The sequence below is a fragment of the Asaia spathodeae NBRC 105894 genome (assembly GCF_025994195.1).
Taxonomy (GTDB): Bacteria; Pseudomonadota; Alphaproteobacteria; order Acetobacterales; family Acetobacteraceae; genus Asaia; species Asaia siamensis.
In genome coordinates, this window is record NZ_BAPY01000016.1 from 1 (window position 1) to 18,661 (window position 18,661).

An 18,661-nucleotide genomic window follows, 5' to 3' on the forward strand; every position below is an offset into this window, starting at 1 on the left:
CTCAGCCGGACACAGCGCAGCCGGACACAGCTCAGCCGGACACAGCTCAGCCGGACACAGCGAAGCTAGATGCGGCACTGAAGGACGATCTCAATAAAAAACTTCATAATACACCTTCATAAAAAGGTGATTTTGAAGGTGGTTTATGATACATCAATACCTAGATAATCTGGCGGGCGCAAGACCCTATCATAAACCACCGTTTTTGATGGTTCCGCGACTATATTAATCTCATGGGTCCGAGCTAAAGAGTGGGCCACTGAATGGAGCTGCATCATGTCCGAGCCGCCAAGCGAAAAGCAAGCCATGCACCTTAAAAGGCTAAGCAAGCGTTTTTTAATATCTGCTGGTATTTCTTTTATATTAAGCCCATTGGTTTTCTCCTATTCAGAAAAAACTATACTGGCTATTTTGCTTCCGTTAGCGCCGATTGTATTAACTATGCTTTCTATAGCATCATTCCTTGCGATAGAAGATGCAAAAAGTCGATATACAGAAGTAAAAAACTATCCATTCTATAATTCCATCACATGCATCTTTTATAAAGTCTCTGGATTTATACCAAAACCCTATAACTATTTGTATATTCAGTACCTAAACCTATTAGGTCTAATGGTATTTCCTATAAGCATGGTGATATTCTTTTCTATTACTTCCGCCATCTGTGGAGAGGTGCTAAAGCATTTCGGGATATGTGCGCCCCTATTCTTTTTTGACACCACTCCTAGAACTCCAAGATTACTTTCTGATATCTTTGTTGGAATGACATATTGTATTACGCCATTAGTGATTGTCTTCTTGATAGGCTATGTCCTTTGGATGAATAAAAAGCTCAGAGAGCTATAGAAAATGAATGATGCGCAATCAGCCGACAAAAAGAAGCCTGGCGAATTCTGGATCGACAAAGCACATGAGTTGGCGGCTCTGAAACCAGACCTTCTTGAAAAAACCCTCGACGCCATGGAGCCAAATGCCGCAGCATCCTTCCGCGAATATCTGGAACGCAAATCCGGTGATCCTGCAATAGCCGAATTACCGAGATAAGCATGATCAATCAAATAGCCAAAACACCATATAAGCTAGTGGAGCAGTAGAAATGTCTGACAGCCAGCATACGGCGGGTGGTAACGTTCCCAGCTCCTTATTTAAGCTTCGCCTGACCACACCCTTACGACAGCGACTTGAAGCACAGGCATTAAGTCGTGGTCTAACACTGACCGGGGAAATATTGCGACGCATTGATGAGTCATTTTCGGATGCGTCGGAACGACTGACAACGCTAGAGAAATACGGGAAGGAACAAGACCGCAGACTTAGAGAAATGGAGGAACGCATTCATGATCTTGAGAAGGAGGGCGACAACGCCATGAAATCCAATGACTAAATATAAAGGAAAAACGTTTTGCAATTGCTTCCGGGTGAGCAACCAGCAAGGTAAGATCGATCAAGTCAAGAGATACATGGATAATGCACTTGGCGATAATTGGAGCTATACGCTGGAAGGCAATGATATATTGGTATGTCATGCTGAAGGCGACGATTTCTCAACTGTCGCAAAGATGGCATTAAGCTAGAGGACGAAATTATGTCGCTTGCGCCAGCTCAAATCGAAAAGCCTGACGTGATAGTGCCCGATACCGGGCCGCTCATACACTTGGCACAAGCCAACGCCTTGCATTTGCTCCATGAGGTCGGTAGCCGCGTGGTAGTGACTGACATGGTGGCGATTGAAGCAACCGCCAACCTAAAGAAACCCGGAGCCGCAGAGATACAAAACTGGCTCGACAGGGGAGCCTCGTTAGGCTCGAACGCCCCGGTCTTGATCGAGAAGACCGATGTTGGACGCGCATTCTTGGCGTCCAGACAGGCCGATCCAACGTTTCGTTGGCGTGGGGCAGGCGAGTTGGCAATCGTAGAGTGGCTGCGCGACAAGGTAGATCATACGGACCAAGCGGTTCTGGTCGTCTATGAAAATGGGCGTGTGCCGCGCATGGTTGGTGATTACGGCGTACATGCTGACATTGATGTGGTGACAACCCGCGCTTTCTTGGAGTTGGCGCAGCGACAGGGAATTATCAGCTCTGCCGATGACTACTGGAAGCAGGTTGTTGCGGCGGCTCCCACGGCAAATCCTGATGATGTTGTTACGATGCACCGTAAGCCAAGGTCTTGCTGAAATGAGGCGCCAACAGTGAAGATAGGCTATGTCCGTGTCTCACGCTCGGAACAAACCCACGCCCTTCAAGTTGCTGCATTAGAATCCGCAGGCTGTGGAAGGATTTTCAGCGATACGATCTCGGGGGCAAGGGCGATCCGCCCCGGCTTTTCGGCGCTTCTTGATCATCTTCGTCCAGGTGACGAAGTGGTCGTATGGAAAATGGATAGGCTCGCACGCTCTCTAGTGGGCGTGATAAGCATGATCAATCAAATTGCCGAAAAAGAGGCTTCCATTGTTTCCCTCACAGAGCCGGGAATCAATACGACAGGCCCACATGGTAAGCTGATTCTGCATGTCCTGGGCGCGGTCGCTGAATACGAACTTGGACTAATCCGCGAACGCACGCGAGCTGGATTAGAGCAAGCACGTTTGAGAAACGCCAAATTAGGTCGTCCGCGTAAAATAAGCGCAGGGCAGTCAGATATGATCGTGAAATCGATCACCAATGGTCAACTCACACAAGCTGAAGCGGCACGCCGCTTTGAGGTGTCGCCAATGACGATTCAACGCCTCATGGCGCGCAGCACTAACGCCAGCACCTAAAATAGCATTATTTAATGCACATAGAAGAATGCTGCAAAAAGCATGATAGAATGCACTTAATGATGGACGTTTCATATGTTGCTCGATATCATAACATCGCGGCATTTATCGGAGCGCGCAATGTCGGCACAATCCAAAAGAGCCTTGATCGCTATGAGTCTGGGGTTGTCTGTCTGTGGATCAGGATGGCTATTGCAAGTGCAAGGCTATCGTTTCAACGTGACCCCTTCGGAGCCTCTTGGTCTCTGGAGGCAGGCCGCGATTTCTGGTCTTGTCAAAGGTAAGCTCGTCTCTGCCTGTCTGCCCCTGTCATCCCGAATTGAAGAAGCAAGATCACGGGGATATTTGATGGGGGGACGCTGCCAGGGAAACCTTGCCCCGATTGTCAAATCTATCGCAGCCCTGCCCGGTGATTACGTCAACATCAGTAACCTTGGCGTTGCCGTAAACGGGCACCTTCTGCCGAAGACGATCCCGTCTCGTGCGGACTCATTGGGCAGACCTCTTATCCCGGCCTTCACTGGTGATCGCCGCATCAATGCCGGTGAAGTGTTCCTTATCTCTGACTATTCGCCTCGATCATTCGACTCCCGCTATTTTGGCGTGATCCCAACTGTCAACATTGTTGCGGAAATACGTCCGGTTTTAACAACCAAATGGAAGCCAAGAGGATTTTGACATGAGGAAAGAGCCAAATAGTATTTGGATAATCGAACAATTTCTCATTGGACTGAGGGGTTATTTCATCTTGGTTCGGTGGACTGCTGTTGTTTTGGGTGCGATAGGTCGAGGTATTTCTTTCGTAGTTATAAGCTGCCTGTTTTGCGCTCTATCCTTCGGCTCAATGCTGACCTTCTTGTCGTGTGCTTTTACGGGGCATTTCCTCAAAGGAATCGTGGTGTCCGGCGAGCAAATGATTATGGCGATCTTCTGCGTATCGGTTTTGTCTGCTCTGGGCGGTAAGCGCCTTGCCGACCTGGGACAACGAATTGAGCCCCGGCCAATAGATATTTCCTTTAGGCAGGTGGACTGACTATGCCCGGAAATGTCAGATGACTCAACAAAGCGGCGCGCCATGCAGCGGGAGCGAACACGTCTGGATGCAGGAAGTAGATCATCCCCCCCAGCATTGCGGCAATGATGAGAACAACTAAGCTCTCACCTTTTCCACCTGTTTGCACACTCGGCCAAACTGTGTACCGCCTCCGACTTAAGGGATAGAGCATCGCGCATCCTTCTTTAGTCATCAGATCGGCGCCGATGTGGGCCATATAACCGGCGAGAAAGGCCAGTCCTAAATAGGCTTGCCACGTTTCCAGACCGGCGCTGACAGCTATAGCCACCATAACGCCGATAGCTGAGTGAGACGCAGTTCTATGCCCTGCAATGCTGTGGATTGGATGCGCCAAGAACGGCAGAAATCGGCCAATAATTGAATATGGCGTGTCGATATCCGGGGCCAGACTTCCTGCAACCGCGCCGATGATCTCCCATCGCCCAGGTGCAATGATCCCCCCGGCCATCAGCACGCCGCACACTCCCACACCAATGATGATGTGTGATCGCCCCATCATTTTCTTCGATCTCCGTAACAAAAGTCGTAAAAAGCGTTTCCTTGAGCATTACTATATGCGATAACACTCTATGAGGATGACGCCAACGGCCAGCCACAATATGGGTAGCTCGCATCCTCATATTTTGAAAAAAGCCGAGGTAATTTTATGCGTTCCCAAATTTTGTCTCCCCTGCGAAATGCAGGAAAACAAACCACGAAACGCAGGTTCGGCGCCTTTTTTTCGAGATCATCACAACTGAGAAGCCAATAGATTGATGAAAATGATCAACCGAAAGGGTGCGTTCGCACCGGCCCTATATATGGGCTTTGCAACGCTTCTATGCGGTTGCGTTTCAACTCATTCTCGTAACAGTTCGTATGTTGGTATTACGAATGAGCCTGATGCGGCGACCCTAACTAATGCGATTGTCGATGCGTTGGGATCGACATTCTCCCCGGATAAAACATCGTTTTATCTTCTGCCGGTATCAGGTCAGGACGGTGATCGCGTTCAAGCGCAGTTGCGCGATAATCTGCGCCTGCGAGGGTTTGGCATAGCCCCCACAGAAACGGGGTCTGCTGGGGCGCATACGCTTGGATATTCGTTTACGTCAATCGCCAAGACTATAACGCTCAGGGTGACTGTCGATGACGCATCAATGGTATGCGATTATGGCCATGATGGCTTTGGCGGGTTACAGCTTGTCAGTCAATGCACGACTTATCCCGGCGAACTTCTGACGCTTAAAGCTCCCCACGGGGAACTGCTCAGCAAGATCGCGCCGCAAGGTCAGATCAAGTCCGAGCCCCTTCCTGCGGTGTCCGGCCCGCTTGTTCTGCACCCCCTCGCAGCACAGGTGCCTCAACCGAGTGCCGAGACAACACGAGCGCCGACAGCGGCATTACGAGCTGCTGCGCCTCTCTCTCTCTCTCCGGTCCCTTCCGTAGCCCCCACAGCTTCTTCGACCATCCCCGTCACGCCTTTGGTAGCCTCGGCGCCGGTCGTAGTGCCCGTGACTCCCGTTAAACCTGCCGAGACCTGGCTTCTGGTTGGCGGTCAGCCAATTCGCAGTCAGATGCAAGCATGGGCTGCACGCGGCGGATGGATATTGGTTTGGCCACAGCGCCTAGACTGGATTGTTCCGGCCTCTGCCTCTTTCAGCGGTGATTATGTCGCAGCCCTAACTTCCGTGATCACCGATATCGCAGAAAATGGCCGTTCGATCCGCGTCCGTTTTCATGACCCCAATCGCACCGCCGTTGTCACCAATCCGGCCGGAGACCAACTCCCACAATGAAACGTCTTCCTCTTGTAATCACCGGCCTCGTTTCTCTGTCTGCTTGCGGAGACTTTCAAGATGTTACCAAAATGCAAAAAGAGAACGAGCAAGCTATCAACGAAGCCAAACTTCCTGACGCTCCTGTTGCTGAGCATATCAGTCGTCCTTGGCTCTTAGGAGACTTGTTGCCACCTCAAGCAGAAGTGCCTGCACTACTTAGGGCGCCTGTAAATATGTTTTCTGCCCGCCCTATCGGGCTGCGTGATGCTGCTCTGATGGCAAGCGCGGAAAGTGGTATTCCAGTCTCTCTCGATGATGACTTGGATAGCACCACGCTTGCATCAAGCTCGCAGGGTTTCGGTCAGCGCAATCCGGTACAATTTAATGGCACATCTTTGCCGCCTCCGCCTACCGTGTCGAGCTTTGCACAGCCAAGCCCCACAGCAAATGCGGCAGGAAGACAGAAAGGCATTGGGCCATGGTTTTCATATCAGGGTGATAAGGCAGGACTTTTTGCTGCCTTGGCGACTAGATTCGGCGTCTATCAAAAATATGAGGCTGGTGGAATCCGCTTTTATCGGACTGAAACCCGGACTTTCGTAATCCCGGCATTTGGCGGAAAGCCTGCTGAAACATCTTCCGGTATCACCGCAATGACCGGCCCAGGGCAATCGGCTGGTTCTGGTGGCATGGGCATGGGCATGGGCATGGGCGGGATGAGCGGATCTAGCTCAAACGGTGGCAGCGCAGGAGCTGCGTCGGGCAGCATGTCTTTCTCCACCAGCGCAAGCTATGACGCATGGAAGAACATTCAGGCGACAGCGGAAATGATCAGCGGGGGCGCGCAGATCGTTGCAGACTCATCCCTTGGACGGCTCTCCGCAACGGGCACGCCACGGCAGCTAGACCGGCTAGACGAATGGGTGCGCAGTATCCAAGCGGACATGATGAAACAGGTTTCTCTTGTCCTGACAATCTATCAGGTGAAACTCACGCATGAGCAAAACCTTGGATGGCAACCAAAGGTAGGATTCGAAACCGCTGCGAAAGCCTGGGGATTTCAGACGACGCCTCTCTCATTGCTTCAGCCGCAAGGGTCAAGCTCCCCTCTTAATCTTGGCGGCTCGATCCTTGATACGGCAGGGGGCACAGCGGGACAGTTCAAGGGCACGAGTTTCGTGATGCAATCTCTTGCTCAGATTGGCGTAGTAACTGATAGAAGCCAGAGAACAGCGGTAACTCTGAATAATCATCCCGCTCCTTTCAACGTCACAACCAACACCACGTATGTCTGCGGGACGAATACCGTACTTGCGACCAATGCAGGATCGTCAAGCAGCATACAGCAATGCACCACTTCAGCCGGTATTACGGGCGATATTACCCCTCGCGTGGTCGATAACCGTATCCTGCTGCATGTCTCTCTCCATCTTGCGACCCTTTTGGGTCTGAAAGATGTCAACCAAAACGGGGGCTACGTGCAACAGCCGCAAACTGCAAGCGCGGTATTTGACAGCGAAGCCGGTCTAGAGTCGGGCAATACGCTCGTTATTTCTGGATATATGGCAAATCAAGGTCAAAAAACGAAAAACGGCGTGGGTGTGGCTGATAATTTCCTTCTTGGTGGAGCGGGAGACGCACAGACCCAAAAGCAAATGATCTTTCTTACTGTGACGGCAAGGACGTTGTGATGCAATTCTCAATCCCTGCATTTCCGCGCTTGATCGCAACTCTTACGCTCGCGTCTCCGGCTATGTATGCGTCATCTGCCTGTGCCCAAACTTTGCCTGCCGAGTGTTCCGGCATCCCTGATACGCCCGGAGGCGATCCCCTTGCGGCCCGATTTGACCGGAACCTGACTTGTTACAAGATCATGTCGCAGTTATCCGATATCATGCGCAAGGCGAGCGACATTGAACGGGCACGCCAAGAAATAAAAAAGGCGCAGCAACCTGACCATACATCGAACTTGGCTCGCGAGGCACAGCCAGGGACGTTGATGATGCCGGGTGCAATGATGCCTCCTGGCGTGGCGCCAGCTCCGATGATGCCGATGCCGGCTACCCCGCCAATGACCCAGCCGATGCCGGCAAACACCCAGAAGCCCGAGGCCACCCCGATCTTGCCACAGGTCGAAGCAATCGGCGGGCGATCTGGCGTCAATCATGCTTATCTGCGCTTACCAGACGGGTCTTCAACAGTTGCAACAGTTGGCACCAAACTTTCTGGTGGCCTCGTAGTCCGCAAGATTCTCAGTGATAGCGTCGTTGTGTCATCAGCATCGGGGGATTTGACATTGCCCTTGGCGACCGGCGACGACCTGAACGCGGACACGTCTCCAACACTTCCGAGCAGCCTGCCGACCTCTCGTTGGGGCAACATGCGATGACGAGCATTCTTAAAATTGATGGCATCTCTTGGCGAGCTGGACTCACATGGCGACATAGCTTTGGCGCCACCGAAAACGCTTCTCTCATCAGGCGTGGTCGCACGCTGCATAAGGCCACTCATGTAGCAAGCTATGTGCGCAATGGCATTTATGAGTACGGTTTTTTCAATATTGCAGGGTCAAGTGCAAAGTCAGAGGTCAGATTTCTTGCGCCAACCGTAGCTGCGTCATTTAATAGCGCGGCGTGTATTTCCTGCGTGTTGGATGATACAACGATATGGTTTCTGATAGTGGATCAGGATGGAAGTATTCGTCCTGGCAGTGATCTCATAATTTCGCCAGATGATCTCGCCTCGCTTCGATCCAGTTTTAGTCTGGACGAGACATTCCAAACCGTCAATTTGTCCGAAGCGGGTCTTGCCGATCTTTTGCGGTCGTCTGCATCTATCTCAGTGCAGTGCAGGGCAATCACGCCACATCGCCGCCGCGCTCAGTTTTTAGGCGCGGCGGCGGTCATCCTTGGCGCGTCCATCACAGGGCTCGTCTGGCGATCTCACCTTCTCGCATCTGCTCAGCAGGAACGTGTTCGTATGGCGGCAGCTAATGCGGCGGAAATAGAGAGAGCGCGAGCGGATGCTTTACCCAACACGCCGCTACCTAGCGACTGGTTGGCGTCATGCTATGCAGCCGTGGGTAAAGTGCGCCCCTATCAAATGGGATGGTCCGAAAACGGATGGGTTTGCACCAACGGACATGCCATGATCCGCTTTGCGCGCTCAGATTACGCAACGGTCTGGTCCCGGCCTGATGGCCGCGTAACGCAAAATGGCGATGAAACTGACGTGACGATTCCTATTCCTCCGCTCAAGGGGCGCGGTGGACAGGCACATACGACATTCGCAGACGATGCTCAGACCCTTCTCGGTATCGCCCAGTTTTACAAGGGTACTTTGTCCATCAAGGCGACACCGCTACCGACACCGGGCCAGCCCTCCATAACAACCCCAGCCATGGCGGCAGAAATGGACTGGCGCCCGTTCGAAATGACCCTTCCGGTCGCGCCTAATCATGTCCCTTGGTCAAGAGTTCACGCGCTTCGCTTTCGCTCCGTCGAAGCCAGTGAGAACAGTTTCAGGATCGTAGGAGACCTACATGCTCAATAAGGTAGCGTTGGGCAGGCTCAAGCCTTCCACACTCAAATTCCCGCAGATCATCGCGCAAGCACTCTCTGCCTCATCACGCAGCAAAACCCCTGTTGATCTCCCGGTCCGCACCATTCCGCCTTCTCTCGTCAACGAAATCCATGTGGATTGGGACAAGCTGGAAGTCTATGGGCCTGCCGATGCTCTATCACGCCCAGCATTTCGCGAGTGGATCGCCAATCTTCTTGAGGTCGCATCACCGCCTATCATACTCAAGCCTGTCCCAACCGCGCTAACCGAAGTGGCGAACAGGAGGCGCGATAGCCTTACAGCGACTATCAACAGCATCGCGCCGTTGTTGCGGGGCACCGCATCCTTTGACCGCATGATGACCCACATCCAAGAAGCGGCGGCATTCAATAGTTCGGATCTACATCTTCACAGGGTCGCGGAATCGGCCACGATACAATTCAGGCTTGACGGATCAATTGTCGATACCTGGGAATTGACAACGGCGGAAGCAGACAGCTTGGCGATATCCACGATGCAAGGAATCGCGACAGATCGCACTCAAGGGCAGTTCAATTTCTCTGAGTTTCAGGACGCCAAAGTTGAGGGGGGCGTACTTGATGGCACAGGGGTACTGAATATCCGCGTTGTGCGTGGTCCTTGCCACCCGGTTCAATCGGGGGGGCACTATATGTCGCTGCGCTTGCATCTGGATAAAAACGTGACGCGTACTGCCGCATTACCGGCACACGTCATGGTCAAAGCCCCTCGGATACCGACCGAGCCTGTCATGTTCGAAAAGATGGGGTTTACCAAAGATCAGATCAGCAAAATACATCAGATCATAACTGCCCCTCACGGAATGGTCCTCAATACCGGGCCGACAGGGAGCGGCAAGACAACGACTCAGTACGAAAGCTGCAAGCTCAAGAAGCAGATCGATCCTGGGCGCCGACTTATCACCATTGAGCAACCTGTCGAAATCCCGATGTTTTGGGGCGTCCAGCTTTCGGCCACGGATGAGACGTTTGACCGAATTATGGCTTGCGTTCTCCGTTCCGATCCAGACGATATCGTCGTTCAGGAAATACAAAAGCTCAAGGTGGCGCGCATTGCGATGCAATGTGCGTTAAGTGGTCACTTCGTCAACTCGACTATGCACGTCAACCATCCATTTGCTTATATGGATCGTTTTGAATCTTTTGACTCTCAAGAGTTTTCTTATAAGTCTATTGTTGAGAAGAATATTATTCGCGGCGTAATAGCTCAACGTCTGATACCTGTTCTCTGTCCTCATTGCTCGGTTCCATGGACCCGAGATGATCCGCGCATAGACGAAGTTGATAAGGCGTCTTTGGCGAATTGGGGCGATGTAAGAGACTTGCGCCAGATAGGCCCTGGCTGTGCGCATTGTCGTCAAGGGCGTATCGGGCAGAAAGCCGTGGCCGAAGTGGTCACGGTGGATAGCGCCCTAAATCGCGACTTCCTAGAGTTGGGCGTTGATCGCGCCAAGACGAGATATCGGCAACGTGAAAATTCTGATCGTCCAATGATTGTTAGCGGCCTCCAAGGCGCTTTCGACGGGCAGTTCGATCCCCGAGATATCCGGCAGAAGATCGGCATATTGCCGGTCTCGCCGGATCACGTAATGAGAGGGGATTTCGAGGAATGAGCATCGAACTGATTTCAGAACGTTCGGCGGAAAATCGCAATTCCCTGTGGTCACTGAGCGTACCTGACGTCTTCCATATGAGATGGTCGAGGCGCAAAGAGATGTACGCAATGATTGCGGCGCGTTTATACGGCACTCGCACAATTCCCGACATTCTCGACATGCAGGTAAGCGAATGGGAACGCACGAGAAAAAGAGGATCGGCGCGAGTGGGACGGTCCATTCTTGACGCCATGCGCCGCGAGGGACGCACCTTCAGCGAAGCAATGTCACCTTATGCGCCATCAAACGAGATCATGACTCTCGCCTCTGGTGAGCAATCAGGGAATATGAAACTTTCGCTCGATCTCGTGAGAGAAGTGGCCGGAAAGAGAGAGAAAATCATCAGCAGCGTAAGAACCGCTTTTGCGGTTCCTTGCGCAAACATACTCATGGGGTATTGCTACCTATATTATCTGGGATCGCAAATAGTTCCAAAGATTAAGTCATCCCTTCCGCCCGACACAGAAATAGACGGCGTAACAGCATTCACTTTCAATGCTGCGTCATTTGCCGTTTCAGGCTGGGGCGCCATTATTCCCGTCTTGGTCATCATTGCGATATTTGGCGTTGCCTATAGCTTGCCCCGATATATAGGGCGGTACAGACTGCTACTTGAAGCGCTGCCCCCTTGGGCGATCTACCGCGATCTCACTGGTTATGGATGGATCATCAGCTTCATGGCGCTGGTTGACGCCAATATGAGCGAAACCGAAGCACTGAGGCGACAGGCCGACTGTGCTTCGCCTTGGCTCCACAGCCGGATTAACGCGCTTCTCCCGATCATGACGGGCAAAAAGGCAAAGGGAAGCCTGCTCCCCGAAGCTCTCGTGGCGACTGGCTACAATTTCCCATCCCCGGAAATGATCAGCGAGATTCGAGCTGTATGGGCCTCTCCTGAAGGATCAGACCGCCTGCGAGAAGGACTGGCGGCATGGTCCGAGAAATTCGAGGCGTACATCACCGGGCAGGCAAGGATTGTCGGGTTCGTCGCGCAAGCGGCTGTTGACGGTATGATTCTTCTTTTCGTCGTCAGCTCGTCCAATCTCGGAAACTCGATTGCGGCATCTGTGTCGCACTAATCACTAATAACATTTTGGTTCTATCCCGAAAATCTCGGAATAGATTTCTTGTTTCTGTGATTTTCGGGATGGAACCAAAACAAAAGAGGACAAAATGGGCAGTAGTCAAACACTAGGCTGGATCATTACCGGCATTATTTCCGTTCTGGCAATCGTTGCAATCGCGTTCGGATACGGCATGTGGTCGGCAAGCGACCGCCTGAATAGCGCCACGCATCAAACTTCGGTCATCGCGGCAGATATCCGCCAATTCTATGAAGGATCGGGAGCAACCGATTTTTCAGACCTTACTACTGCAACAGCGATCAAGGCCGGTGGCAGTGATTTTGTTGCAACCGGCGCGACCACGATCCCCCTGCCGTGGACTGGTAGCTATATAACCTATAGCGGGGCTACCGATCAGTTTTTCGGCACCGCAGTCAATGTAGCTGCAAGGTCTTGCGCCGCTTACGCACGCAGCCAGAAAACTGCCGTGACCGTCAACGGACAACAATATTCCACGGCCAATACCAGCGGCATTGCATCGGCATGTCATACGAGCGACGACAATACGATTGTATTCGCTTACAACAAATAACAAGGCGAATATATCGTGTACGTTGTGCTTTTCAGCTTGGCGCTTCTTTTTCTGTACGAAGCAATGACAACGGAAATTCAGACTCGGCCTCCAAAAATATTATCGGACACTTCTCAGTTCGACAATATGTACGGAACTGCATTCCTGACCTACCAAGCTGAAGTCGTGCAAGCGGTCGAAGCCAATGGCAATTCTAGCGGTGTCGCGATCCCCACGATTTCGGGCTCTGGCGGCACGCCGCTTCCCGGTGCCGGTAATCAAGTTGTGCAAAACGGCAGCACTGTGACGATTGCTGTCTATGCGGCTTTGTCCAGCGGACAAATGGCCGCAGCCATTGTGCAATCTGGCGGGAACGCAACAATCGGCTGGTCCCGAAATGGCCAGTGGGTTTCCCCTATTTACGGCCAAATGGGCGGTACTCCGCTTGGCGTGCCTGACGGTGACGCAGTTTCCTTCGTCGCCCTCGAAAGACACTGAGGACAGCAAGATGGCATCATCTAACCTTTTGGGGGCGGTACTCATGTCTGTTGCCGCTGCGACACTCTCGATCCGCTATGCGCGCTCGGTTAGTGACAACCTCGATCAACGCGCAATGGCCCTGACTGCTCAGACATTCCAAGACCTACTTCAAGGCGCGAATAAGTACGCGCAAGAAAATAGCAGCGACCTCGAATCAGCTATTGGTGTCGGTTCTTATCGCGAATACGATCTTCAGACGTTGATCAATGCTTCTGCGCTGCCTGTAGGCTTCTCCGCATTGAATACGTTCCGCCAACAGTGGCATGTTGTGTTTCAGCAACCTCAGACCGGCGTGATACGCTGCCTCGTATATTCGACCGGAGGCACCGCGTATTCTGCGGCATCCGAAGTCAACATTGCAGCTATGGCGGGGCATTATGGCGGGTTTGTCCCGTATGACGGAATCCGGGGCAATCTCAATAGCGGCTCGGCCCAAGGCGCAGGAGGCGCTTGGAACTTGTGGCTAGGAGGGCTTCCAAATCCGGGACCGGGACATTTATACGGTCTCGTCACGATCAATGGCGGTTCTCTCGTTAGCAACGATTATCTCTACCGCCATGCAGTGCCAAATCATCCAGAATATAACACTATGGCGACCCCCCTTAACATGGGCCGCAATGATATCAACAATGCTGGTAGCGGTCGGTTTGCGGGCGCGATTGGCACTATGGGAGTGGACCCTAACACCAAGCCTCCCGGTTGGGGCGGTGGCCTCTCGACCTTCGACGTGACAGCCTTGGGTACTATCGCGGCAGGCCCCGCAAATCAAAACCCGGTCGCAGGTCTGAATTCGTCTGGTGACGGGTGGTTTAACCGTAACGCCTATGTCGGAAATCAGCTATCCGCCGCTTCGGTTCAGGTAAACGCAGGAAATAACGTTAATATTGGACCAACTGGTTCCGTTTATGCAGACGGCAGCAATATAGCTCTGCGCACACCCGGTACTGCTTATATGCAGCATCAGGACGGATCACCTGCCAATATCGCAGCGCAAGATGCTTATGTTAACTACGTCTGGGCTAACCGAGTTAGTCTTCCAGCGGGAGAGAACCTGTATATTGGAGATGCTGCCATATTGGGCGACGCCTGGAACATCGCGCTGAGGCCAGCAAATGGACGTATCTACATCCAAAACCGCTATGGGCTTGCAGCCGGTGACATGGACCTCGGACAGCTAGAAACACACAAGGGCGTATTATTCGACCGCACTGACGCCAATCCCGGTTATGGTTGTGGTCCCAACGGCCTTGTTGCAGGAAAATTTGATGGAAGCGGGGTGCCGTTAGCCTGCATCAACGGGGTCTGGTCTGCATTGACGGCATCGTTCAATACTGGCTCCTGGGTTTCCGGGTGGCTAGGATTCAATCAAATGAGTGGCCCTTTCACCAACAATGCTGGGACGGCTGCTGCGGTCAATGTCGTTTGTCCGTCGCGTAGCAATGATCTGCGCATACAGATTATAATGGATAATGTCGTCCTCTGGGACAGCGGCGCTTATGTTGGCGGAGGCTATAACAGCACGCAGTCGGGTAGCGTTATCATCCCAGCGGGAAAATGGTATTACGTGACGCTCTCAGGTTTCCCCGGCCAGAATGGACAATGCTACATTGCGGCAAGGTGGTGATCGTGCTTCCGCCCTGTGTGCATATTGCCGAAGCAGCCTATCACGTACCGCGAGCCACGTTGGAGCTGGTATCCTCTCGCCACCAAGGCGGTGTCGGCCCCATGGGCATCCAAGAAGGTTGGATGCCCATTTTAGAACGTGCTGGCTTTGAGGCTCAGGCAATTCGCAATAACGCCTGCTGGAATATCATCGCAGCGGCGTGGATAATATCAGGCAGCTCAACAGGCGTAAGGCACTCACCCCACAGCCCTTACCTGCCCCAAAACCCACTTACCCAGCTAAGCGGCGAGCTATCCGCGTGTGTTGCCAATGCCGCACGCCTCAACCGGATACCGGAGGGCATTTTTCGGGCAGTCCTTATGACGGAGGGAGGAAAGAACGGGTTAGCTCACCGCAATCAAAATGGTTCTGAAGACCTGGGCGTTGCCCAGATCAATACGCGCTGGCTTCCCGTACTATCGTCTCAAGGCATCACCAGAGAGCGTCTTATGAATGATGGCTGTCTGAATGTCAGTGTTGGAGCGTGGATTCTAGGTCGAGAACTAGCAAATGCCGACAACACAGATACAAATGATATGTGGCGTAGGATAGGAAACTACAATTCACACACACCGTCTAAGAACATAGCTTACCAAAACAAAGTCTGGACAAATCTACAAAGGATATCCCAATAAAAAACCCCGCTCTAGGCGGGGTTTTCTTTTTATCTCGATATCCTTCTTCCCATCTTCTGACTACTTCCCGATTCCCTTACAGATTGCGCTTGGACGCTCTGTTGCGCGGCCTCTTGGCTGGCCGCGTTGATCGAGTCACGCGAGACGTGAGATGATATACCCTTCATATCTCGAAACGCTGTAATCGCGTCTTGGACCTCTGCGCTTTGATTCTCAGTCATGGACATTGTTGACGCCAACCCAATCCCATGATCCTGCCGTTCCCGCGCAGCACGGACCTCTGCACGGGCCACGCTCGCATCCAGCTCGCGCACCAGACCCTGCAATCCCTCTCTTTGAGCTACATCGTTCCAATCAATCCCTTCTTGGGCTGGGCCAAAGGCTGGCAGGATTGCAAGTCCATTTGATTGCTTCGCTGCTTCCTCCGCTTTCTGCTGCCCGACATTGGGACGCGGGGGGGTTTTCAAAGGCAAATGCCTATCGTCGTCACCCGCAATATAGAGAGACGCATCAGGACTCTGCTCACGCAGCTCCTTTGCGACAGCAACGAGATTAGAGGCATTGAACGCAACCGCTACAGGATCGGTCGTGGCGTCATGCACTGAGGCGGCGGTAGCATATCCCTCAGCAATCCATTGAGGACGCCCTTGTTTGCTCGCCTGTGGGTCTCCAATCATGGCGTAAAGACCGACAACCTGGCCTCCTGGCAGAAAGCCTTTCCAGCCGTCTGCCTTGATGACTTGCAACGATCTCACATCGCCATCCCGGCGCTGCATAGGTAGCAAAAGGTCGCCATCCCTAATGCTGTGGTTTTTCTCGCCAAGGTGACTGTCTGCGACCGCTACGGTTGCCGCTGTCGCCTGTAGCAAGCCATGAGGCTTAACCCCTTTGGATACGAGATAGGGATGGTCTGCCGATGCCGGAGTGGCAACGGATAACAAGGCCGTTGCTATCCCTGCTGCCTGTTGATGCTTTTGTGCTTCAGCCTGTTCGCGGATTTCTCTGCTACGTGCAGCATTGGCGATAAGTTCGCGGCGCTCCGCCTCGGTTATAGATGACTTGGCCGATGCCTTCCAATTCTGCTTCTCGCCGGTCTTATGGTTCTCGAACCACCCAGCCGGACGGCCATCCGTATAAGCTCGATAGGCACCGCTGCGCTCCCTTCCCGTATCACCCTCGACCGGCACCCGATGCAATGCGCCATCCATCTTCGGCGCCGCGTCGAGCCTAAATCCTGCTACCCTCAAGGCTTCAGCAAACTCGTCAACAGGAGCTATCGAGCTTTCGCCTGCCTGCCCGCGCATCCATTGCGCGAAAGGAGCCTCATCAGTTCCGGTCGGGACATACCATGATTTGGCGTCCTTATCCCATTTGGCGCCCTGAGCCTTGGCCGCGTTACGATCCTCCCATGGCACCGAAAGATAAACGCGCTCGTCGGACGTTTGCGCAGGGCTTTGCACCACGTCCTCGGCCTGAGCCGGGAGCCACCGGGCAAAGGGACCGAGCGCCGAACCTTCGGGCACATACCAAGTCTTCTCGGCCTTGTGCCACTTGGCTCCCCGCGCCTTGGCATGATCCTTTTCCTCGAAAGGCACCACGATAGGAGTGTCTTTATCGGCCACCCCCATATCGGCCACGTCAATAGATGGCTCCGGGGTTACTGGGTTTCTGCTCAGCGCATCGATTGCGAGCGTGTCAATCAGGTGAGACCAAGGTTTCTCTCCCTGCATGGCATTCCGTGCGATCGGGTTCGCACGTTCGCTTTGAGGGACAAACCAAGCCGGTCTTTCGCTGCTGGTCGTTGATTTCAGCGCGTCATAGATCACCGAGGCAAATTCGGCCTCCGCCTGCCCCTTATCGGCAAGAATTGTGCCCTGCTGGTAATCGCCACCCCGCAACAATGCTGCGGCGTCAAGCGCCGCCTGATCGAAGCCGAACTCGGTCCCAAGAGCCTCGGTCCAATTTCCGACTTTCTGTGCATTGGAAAGCATGACACTGGCAGCGGCAGGCGTGATTTCTTCGGCAGTCCAGATCGACCCAAGCATTTTTGCTTCCGATTCAATCTGTGAGGCCGTCCAACCTGCATCCCTCCCCAGTATCCGGTCGGTCATGAGCTTCAGAGCGTCGTCATACGCATCCTCATCGAAAACGCAGCTCCTGCCCTCCGCCATCCTGTCCTGAAATGCCTGGGCGGTGTCGGCGCTCTGCTGCTGCTGCTGCTTTTGGCGCAAAGGATCGAACTGCATAATGTATGCTCCGATTTTCTGTGCTTCGGCGGATGCGCGTAAAATCTCTGTCGGGTCTTCTTCGAGCGCCTTGATCCAACTGCCGATATAAGCAACGTTCTGCTCTGGATCGTACCGTATCCCCAGCTCATCCGCCAAAATAAGGCTTGCGATCTCCGCTCTCAGCTCTTCTCGCGCATATCCCGGCGACCCAAACGGATTGCTCAAATCACGAGCGAGCCGGTCTTCATGGCCCGTCCAGTGCCCTAACTCGTGCAATGCCACGCCATAATATAAATCTTGCTCTGCAAACTGGCTCTTTTCCGGCAGAACGATTGCATCCAGCTTGGGGCTATAATACGCCGCATTTCCAAGTTTGTGCTTTATAACAGCGCCGGAATTGGAAAGGATTCCTTCAGCTCTTTCGTGTAATTCCCACTCGTTATTTACCGCCCGTGTCAAAGATGCAGGCAGCCCTTCAATCTGACTGGCGTTGAATACCGTAAAAGCTCGTACCAACGGATAATCCAGCTTCACAACTTGGCGTACTTCCTTTCCTTCCGCATCCTTCACAGGTCGTCCTTGAGCGTCGAGAACCTTCCTCTCTTGCGTCCACTGCCAGTACCGAAGCTGTGTACCCTTCTCTCCCTTTCGGACCTGGGCATCAACGCCGGACGCTTGATCGTAAGTCATCCAGCGATTGTCGCTGTAACCCTTGTTTTCCTGCTGAGCGAGCAAATAGAGGGTGTTGCTGCCCTTGTAGGTCACGCCAGATATCGGGTTGTATGGTAAAAAGCCTCGGCCATCCCACGGCTTTTGCCACGGTGCGGTGCCTTTCTTGAGCTGCGTTATGATCGCGTCCGCAATCTTCTGCGCATAGTCTGCATCATTCTTCATTGTCGATCTCTCCCACGAGATCGATGTTCGCTACCTGAACCTCTTCGAGTGATAGGGCGTCTTCTGTAAATGCGCCTTGCTGAATTGCTTCCGCATGGCTGACCTGAGCGACTGCGCCCGGTATCGAGATATCATCGATGTTCTGAGTAATGCGCGGCATCATAACCATATTAGCCTCCCTTTTTGGACGTGCTATTTTGCTATTTTGGATAACTC

At 53.0% G+C, this 18,661-nt stretch carries 19 protein-coding genes; 16 read left to right on the forward strand and 3 right to left on the reverse strand.

Going from position 1 to position 18,661, the window contains the following annotated elements; translation table 11 throughout:
* Nucleotides 1-276: 276 nt before the first annotated feature.
* The 6 genes from AA105894_RS08350 (at nt 277) to traF (ending at nt 3,439) form a co-directional block, all read left to right on the forward strand.
* Nucleotides 277-846 carry a hypothetical protein gene (locus AA105894_RS08350; RefSeq protein WP_267311315.1) on the forward strand — a complete coding sequence of 190 codons (570 nt, stop codon included), beginning with the start codon at nt 277-279 and terminating at the stop codon, nt 844-846.
* 3 nt (nt 847-849) lie between these two features.
* The gene (locus tag AA105894_RS08355; RefSeq protein ID WP_267311316.1) at nt 850-1,044 is read left to right on the forward strand and encodes a hypothetical protein; all 195 of its coding nucleotides are present in this window, start codon (nt 850-852) and stop codon (nt 1,042-1,044) included.
* 52 nt (nt 1,045-1,096) lie between these two features.
* Entirely contained in the window at nt 1,097-1,384 is a 288-nt protein-coding gene (locus AA105894_RS08360) for a hypothetical protein (RefSeq protein WP_267311317.1), read from the forward strand.
* Between the two features lie 201 nt (nt 1,385-1,585).
* Entirely contained in the window at nt 1,586-2,176 is a 591-nt protein-coding gene (locus AA105894_RS08365) for a hypothetical protein (RefSeq protein WP_267311318.1), read from the forward strand.
* A gap of 15 nt (nt 2,177-2,191) precedes the next feature.
* On the forward strand, nt 2,192-2,761 hold the full coding sequence (locus AA105894_RS08370) for a recombinase family protein (RefSeq protein ID WP_267311319.1): 570 nt from the start codon (nt 2,192-2,194) through the stop codon (nt 2,759-2,761).
* 75 nt (nt 2,762-2,836) lie between these two features.
* Nucleotides 2,837-3,439 carry a conjugative transfer signal peptidase TraF gene (gene traF / locus AA105894_RS08375; protein WP_267311320.1) on the forward strand — a complete coding sequence of 201 codons (603 nt, stop codon included), beginning with the start codon at nt 2,837-2,839 and terminating at the stop codon, nt 3,437-3,439.
* A gap of 338 nt (nt 3,440-3,777) precedes the next feature.
* On the opposite strand, the gene AA105894_RS08380 is transcribed toward traF, so the two are convergent.
* Complete coding sequence (locus AA105894_RS08380; protein ID WP_267311321.1) at nt 3,778-4,335, reverse strand: metal-dependent hydrolase; 558 nt, start codon at nt 4,333-4,335, stop codon at nt 3,778-3,780.
* 619 nt (nt 4,336-4,954) lie between these two features.
* Here AA105894_RS08380 and AA105894_RS08385 point away from each other — a divergent pair.
* From AA105894_RS08385 to AA105894_RS15950, 10 genes are all read left to right on the forward strand, one after another.
* Nucleotides 4,955-5,614 (forward strand): toxin co-regulated pilus biosynthesis Q family protein, encoded by a 660-nt coding sequence (locus AA105894_RS08385; RefSeq protein WP_267311322.1) that lies wholly within the window; start codon nt 4,955-4,957, stop codon nt 5,612-5,614.
* Nucleotides 5,611-7,287: a pilus assembly protein PilN gene (locus AA105894_RS08390; RefSeq protein ID WP_267311323.1), complete on the forward strand. Its 1,677-nt coding sequence runs from the start codon at nt 5,611-5,613 to the stop codon at nt 7,285-7,287. Before AA105894_RS08385 ends, AA105894_RS08390 begins: the two co-directional genes overlap by 4 nt.
* Nucleotides 7,287-7,985: a type IV pilus biogenesis protein PilP gene (gene pilP / locus AA105894_RS08395; protein WP_267311324.1), complete on the forward strand. Its 699-nt coding sequence runs from the start codon at nt 7,287-7,289 to the stop codon at nt 7,983-7,985. Before AA105894_RS08390 ends, pilP begins: the two co-directional genes overlap by 1 nt.
* A complete protein-coding gene (gene pilO2 / locus AA105894_RS08400; protein WP_267311325.1) occupies nt 7,982-9,148 on the forward strand; it encodes a type 4b pilus protein PilO2 in 1,167 nt (388 codons plus the stop codon). The genes pilP and pilO2 overlap by 4 nt, the downstream gene beginning before the upstream one ends.
* Nucleotides 9,138-10,808 carry a GspE/PulE family protein gene (locus AA105894_RS08405; protein WP_267311326.1) on the forward strand — a complete coding sequence of 557 codons (1,671 nt, stop codon included), beginning with the start codon at nt 9,138-9,140 and terminating at the stop codon, nt 10,806-10,808. The genes pilO2 and AA105894_RS08405 overlap by 11 nt, the downstream gene beginning before the upstream one ends.
* Nucleotides 10,805-11,929 (forward strand): type II secretion system F family protein, encoded by a 1,125-nt coding sequence (locus AA105894_RS08410; RefSeq protein WP_267311327.1) that lies wholly within the window; start codon nt 10,805-10,807, stop codon nt 11,927-11,929. The genes AA105894_RS08405 and AA105894_RS08410 overlap by 4 nt, the downstream gene beginning before the upstream one ends.
* Before the next feature lie 94 nt (nt 11,930-12,023).
* Nucleotides 12,024-12,506: a type 4 pilus major pilin gene (locus AA105894_RS08415; RefSeq protein WP_267311328.1), complete on the forward strand. Its 483-nt coding sequence runs from the start codon at nt 12,024-12,026 to the stop codon at nt 12,504-12,506.
* A gap of 15 nt (nt 12,507-12,521) precedes the next feature.
* Nucleotides 12,522-12,983, forward strand: a complete 462-nt coding sequence (locus AA105894_RS08420; RefSeq protein WP_267311329.1) for a type IV pilus biogenesis protein PilM — start codon at nt 12,522-12,524, stop codon at nt 12,981-12,983.
* A 43-nt stretch (nt 12,984-13,026) separates the two neighbouring features.
* Nucleotides 13,027-14,649: a shufflon system plasmid conjugative transfer pilus tip adhesin PilV gene (gene pilV, locus AA105894_RS08425; protein ID WP_267311330.1), complete on the forward strand. Its 1,623-nt coding sequence runs from the start codon at nt 13,027-13,029 to the stop codon at nt 14,647-14,649.
* Between the two features lie 122 nt (nt 14,650-14,771).
* Nucleotides 14,772-15,323, forward strand: a complete 552-nt coding sequence (locus AA105894_RS15950) for a lytic transglycosylase domain-containing protein (RefSeq protein ID WP_373316752.1) — start codon at nt 14,772-14,774, stop codon at nt 15,321-15,323.
* Between the two features lie 29 nt (nt 15,324-15,352).
* On the opposite strand, the gene AA105894_RS08430 is transcribed toward AA105894_RS15950, so the two are convergent.
* Nucleotides 15,353-18,445 (reverse strand): zincin-like metallopeptidase domain-containing protein, encoded by a 3,093-nt coding sequence (locus AA105894_RS08430; protein WP_267311331.1) that lies wholly within the window; start codon nt 18,443-18,445, stop codon nt 15,353-15,355.
* Nucleotides 18,435-18,614 carry a hypothetical protein gene (locus AA105894_RS08435; RefSeq protein ID WP_267311332.1) on the reverse strand — a complete coding sequence of 60 codons (180 nt, stop codon included), beginning with the start codon at nt 18,612-18,614 and terminating at the stop codon, nt 18,435-18,437. Before AA105894_RS08435 ends, AA105894_RS08430 begins: the two co-directional genes overlap by 11 nt.
* Nucleotides 18,615-18,661: the final 47 nt, after the last annotated feature.

What these genes read in the sequence shown, in the direction of transcription:
- AA105894_RS08350 (WP_267311315.1), top strand. Translation starts at nt 277, where the DNA reads ATGTCCGAGCCGCCAAGCGAAAAGCAAGCCATGCACCTTAAAAGGCTA.
- AA105894_RS08355 (WP_267311316.1), top strand. Translation starts at nt 850, where the DNA reads ATGAATGATGCGCAATCAGCCGACAAAAAGAAGCCTGGCGAATTCTGG.
- AA105894_RS08360 (WP_267311317.1), top strand. Translation starts at nt 1,097, where the DNA reads ATGTCTGACAGCCAGCATACGGCGGGTGGTAACGTTCCCAGCTCCTTA.
- AA105894_RS08365 (WP_267311318.1), top strand. Translation starts at nt 1,586, where the DNA reads ATGTCGCTTGCGCCAGCTCAAATCGAAAAGCCTGACGTGATAGTGCCC.
- traF (WP_267311320.1), top strand. Translation starts at nt 2,837, where the DNA reads ATGTTGCTCGATATCATAACATCGCGGCATTTATCGGAGCGCGCAATG.
- AA105894_RS08380 (WP_267311321.1), bottom strand. Translation starts at nt 4,335, where the DNA reads ATGATGGGGCGATCACACATCATCATTGGTGTGGGAGTGTGCGGCGTG.
- AA105894_RS08390 (WP_267311323.1), top strand. Translation starts at nt 5,611, where the DNA reads ATGAAACGTCTTCCTCTTGTAATCACCGGCCTCGTTTCTCTGTCTGCT.
- pilP (WP_267311324.1), top strand. Translation starts at nt 7,287, where the DNA reads ATGCAATTCTCAATCCCTGCATTTCCGCGCTTGATCGCAACTCTTACG.
- pilO2 (WP_267311325.1), top strand. Translation starts at nt 7,982, where the DNA reads ATGACGAGCATTCTTAAAATTGATGGCATCTCTTGGCGAGCTGGACTC.
- AA105894_RS08405 (WP_267311326.1), top strand. Translation starts at nt 9,138, where the DNA reads ATGCTCAATAAGGTAGCGTTGGGCAGGCTCAAGCCTTCCACACTCAAA.
- AA105894_RS08410 (WP_267311327.1), top strand. Translation starts at nt 10,805, where the DNA reads ATGAGCATCGAACTGATTTCAGAACGTTCGGCGGAAAATCGCAATTCC.
- AA105894_RS08415 (WP_267311328.1), top strand. Translation starts at nt 12,024, where the DNA reads ATGGGCAGTAGTCAAACACTAGGCTGGATCATTACCGGCATTATTTCC.
- pilV (WP_267311330.1), top strand. Translation starts at nt 13,027, where the DNA reads ATGTCTGTTGCCGCTGCGACACTCTCGATCCGCTATGCGCGCTCGGTT.
- AA105894_RS15950 (WP_373316752.1), top strand. Translation starts at nt 14,772, where the DNA reads ATGCCCATTTTAGAACGTGCTGGCTTTGAGGCTCAGGCAATTCGCAAT.
- AA105894_RS08430 (WP_267311331.1), bottom strand. Translation starts at nt 18,445, where the DNA reads ATGAAGAATGATGCAGACTATGCGCAGAAGATTGCGGACGCGATCATA.
- AA105894_RS08435 (WP_267311332.1), bottom strand. Translation starts at nt 18,614, where the DNA reads ATGGTTATGATGCCGCGCATTACTCAGAACATCGATGATATCTCGATA.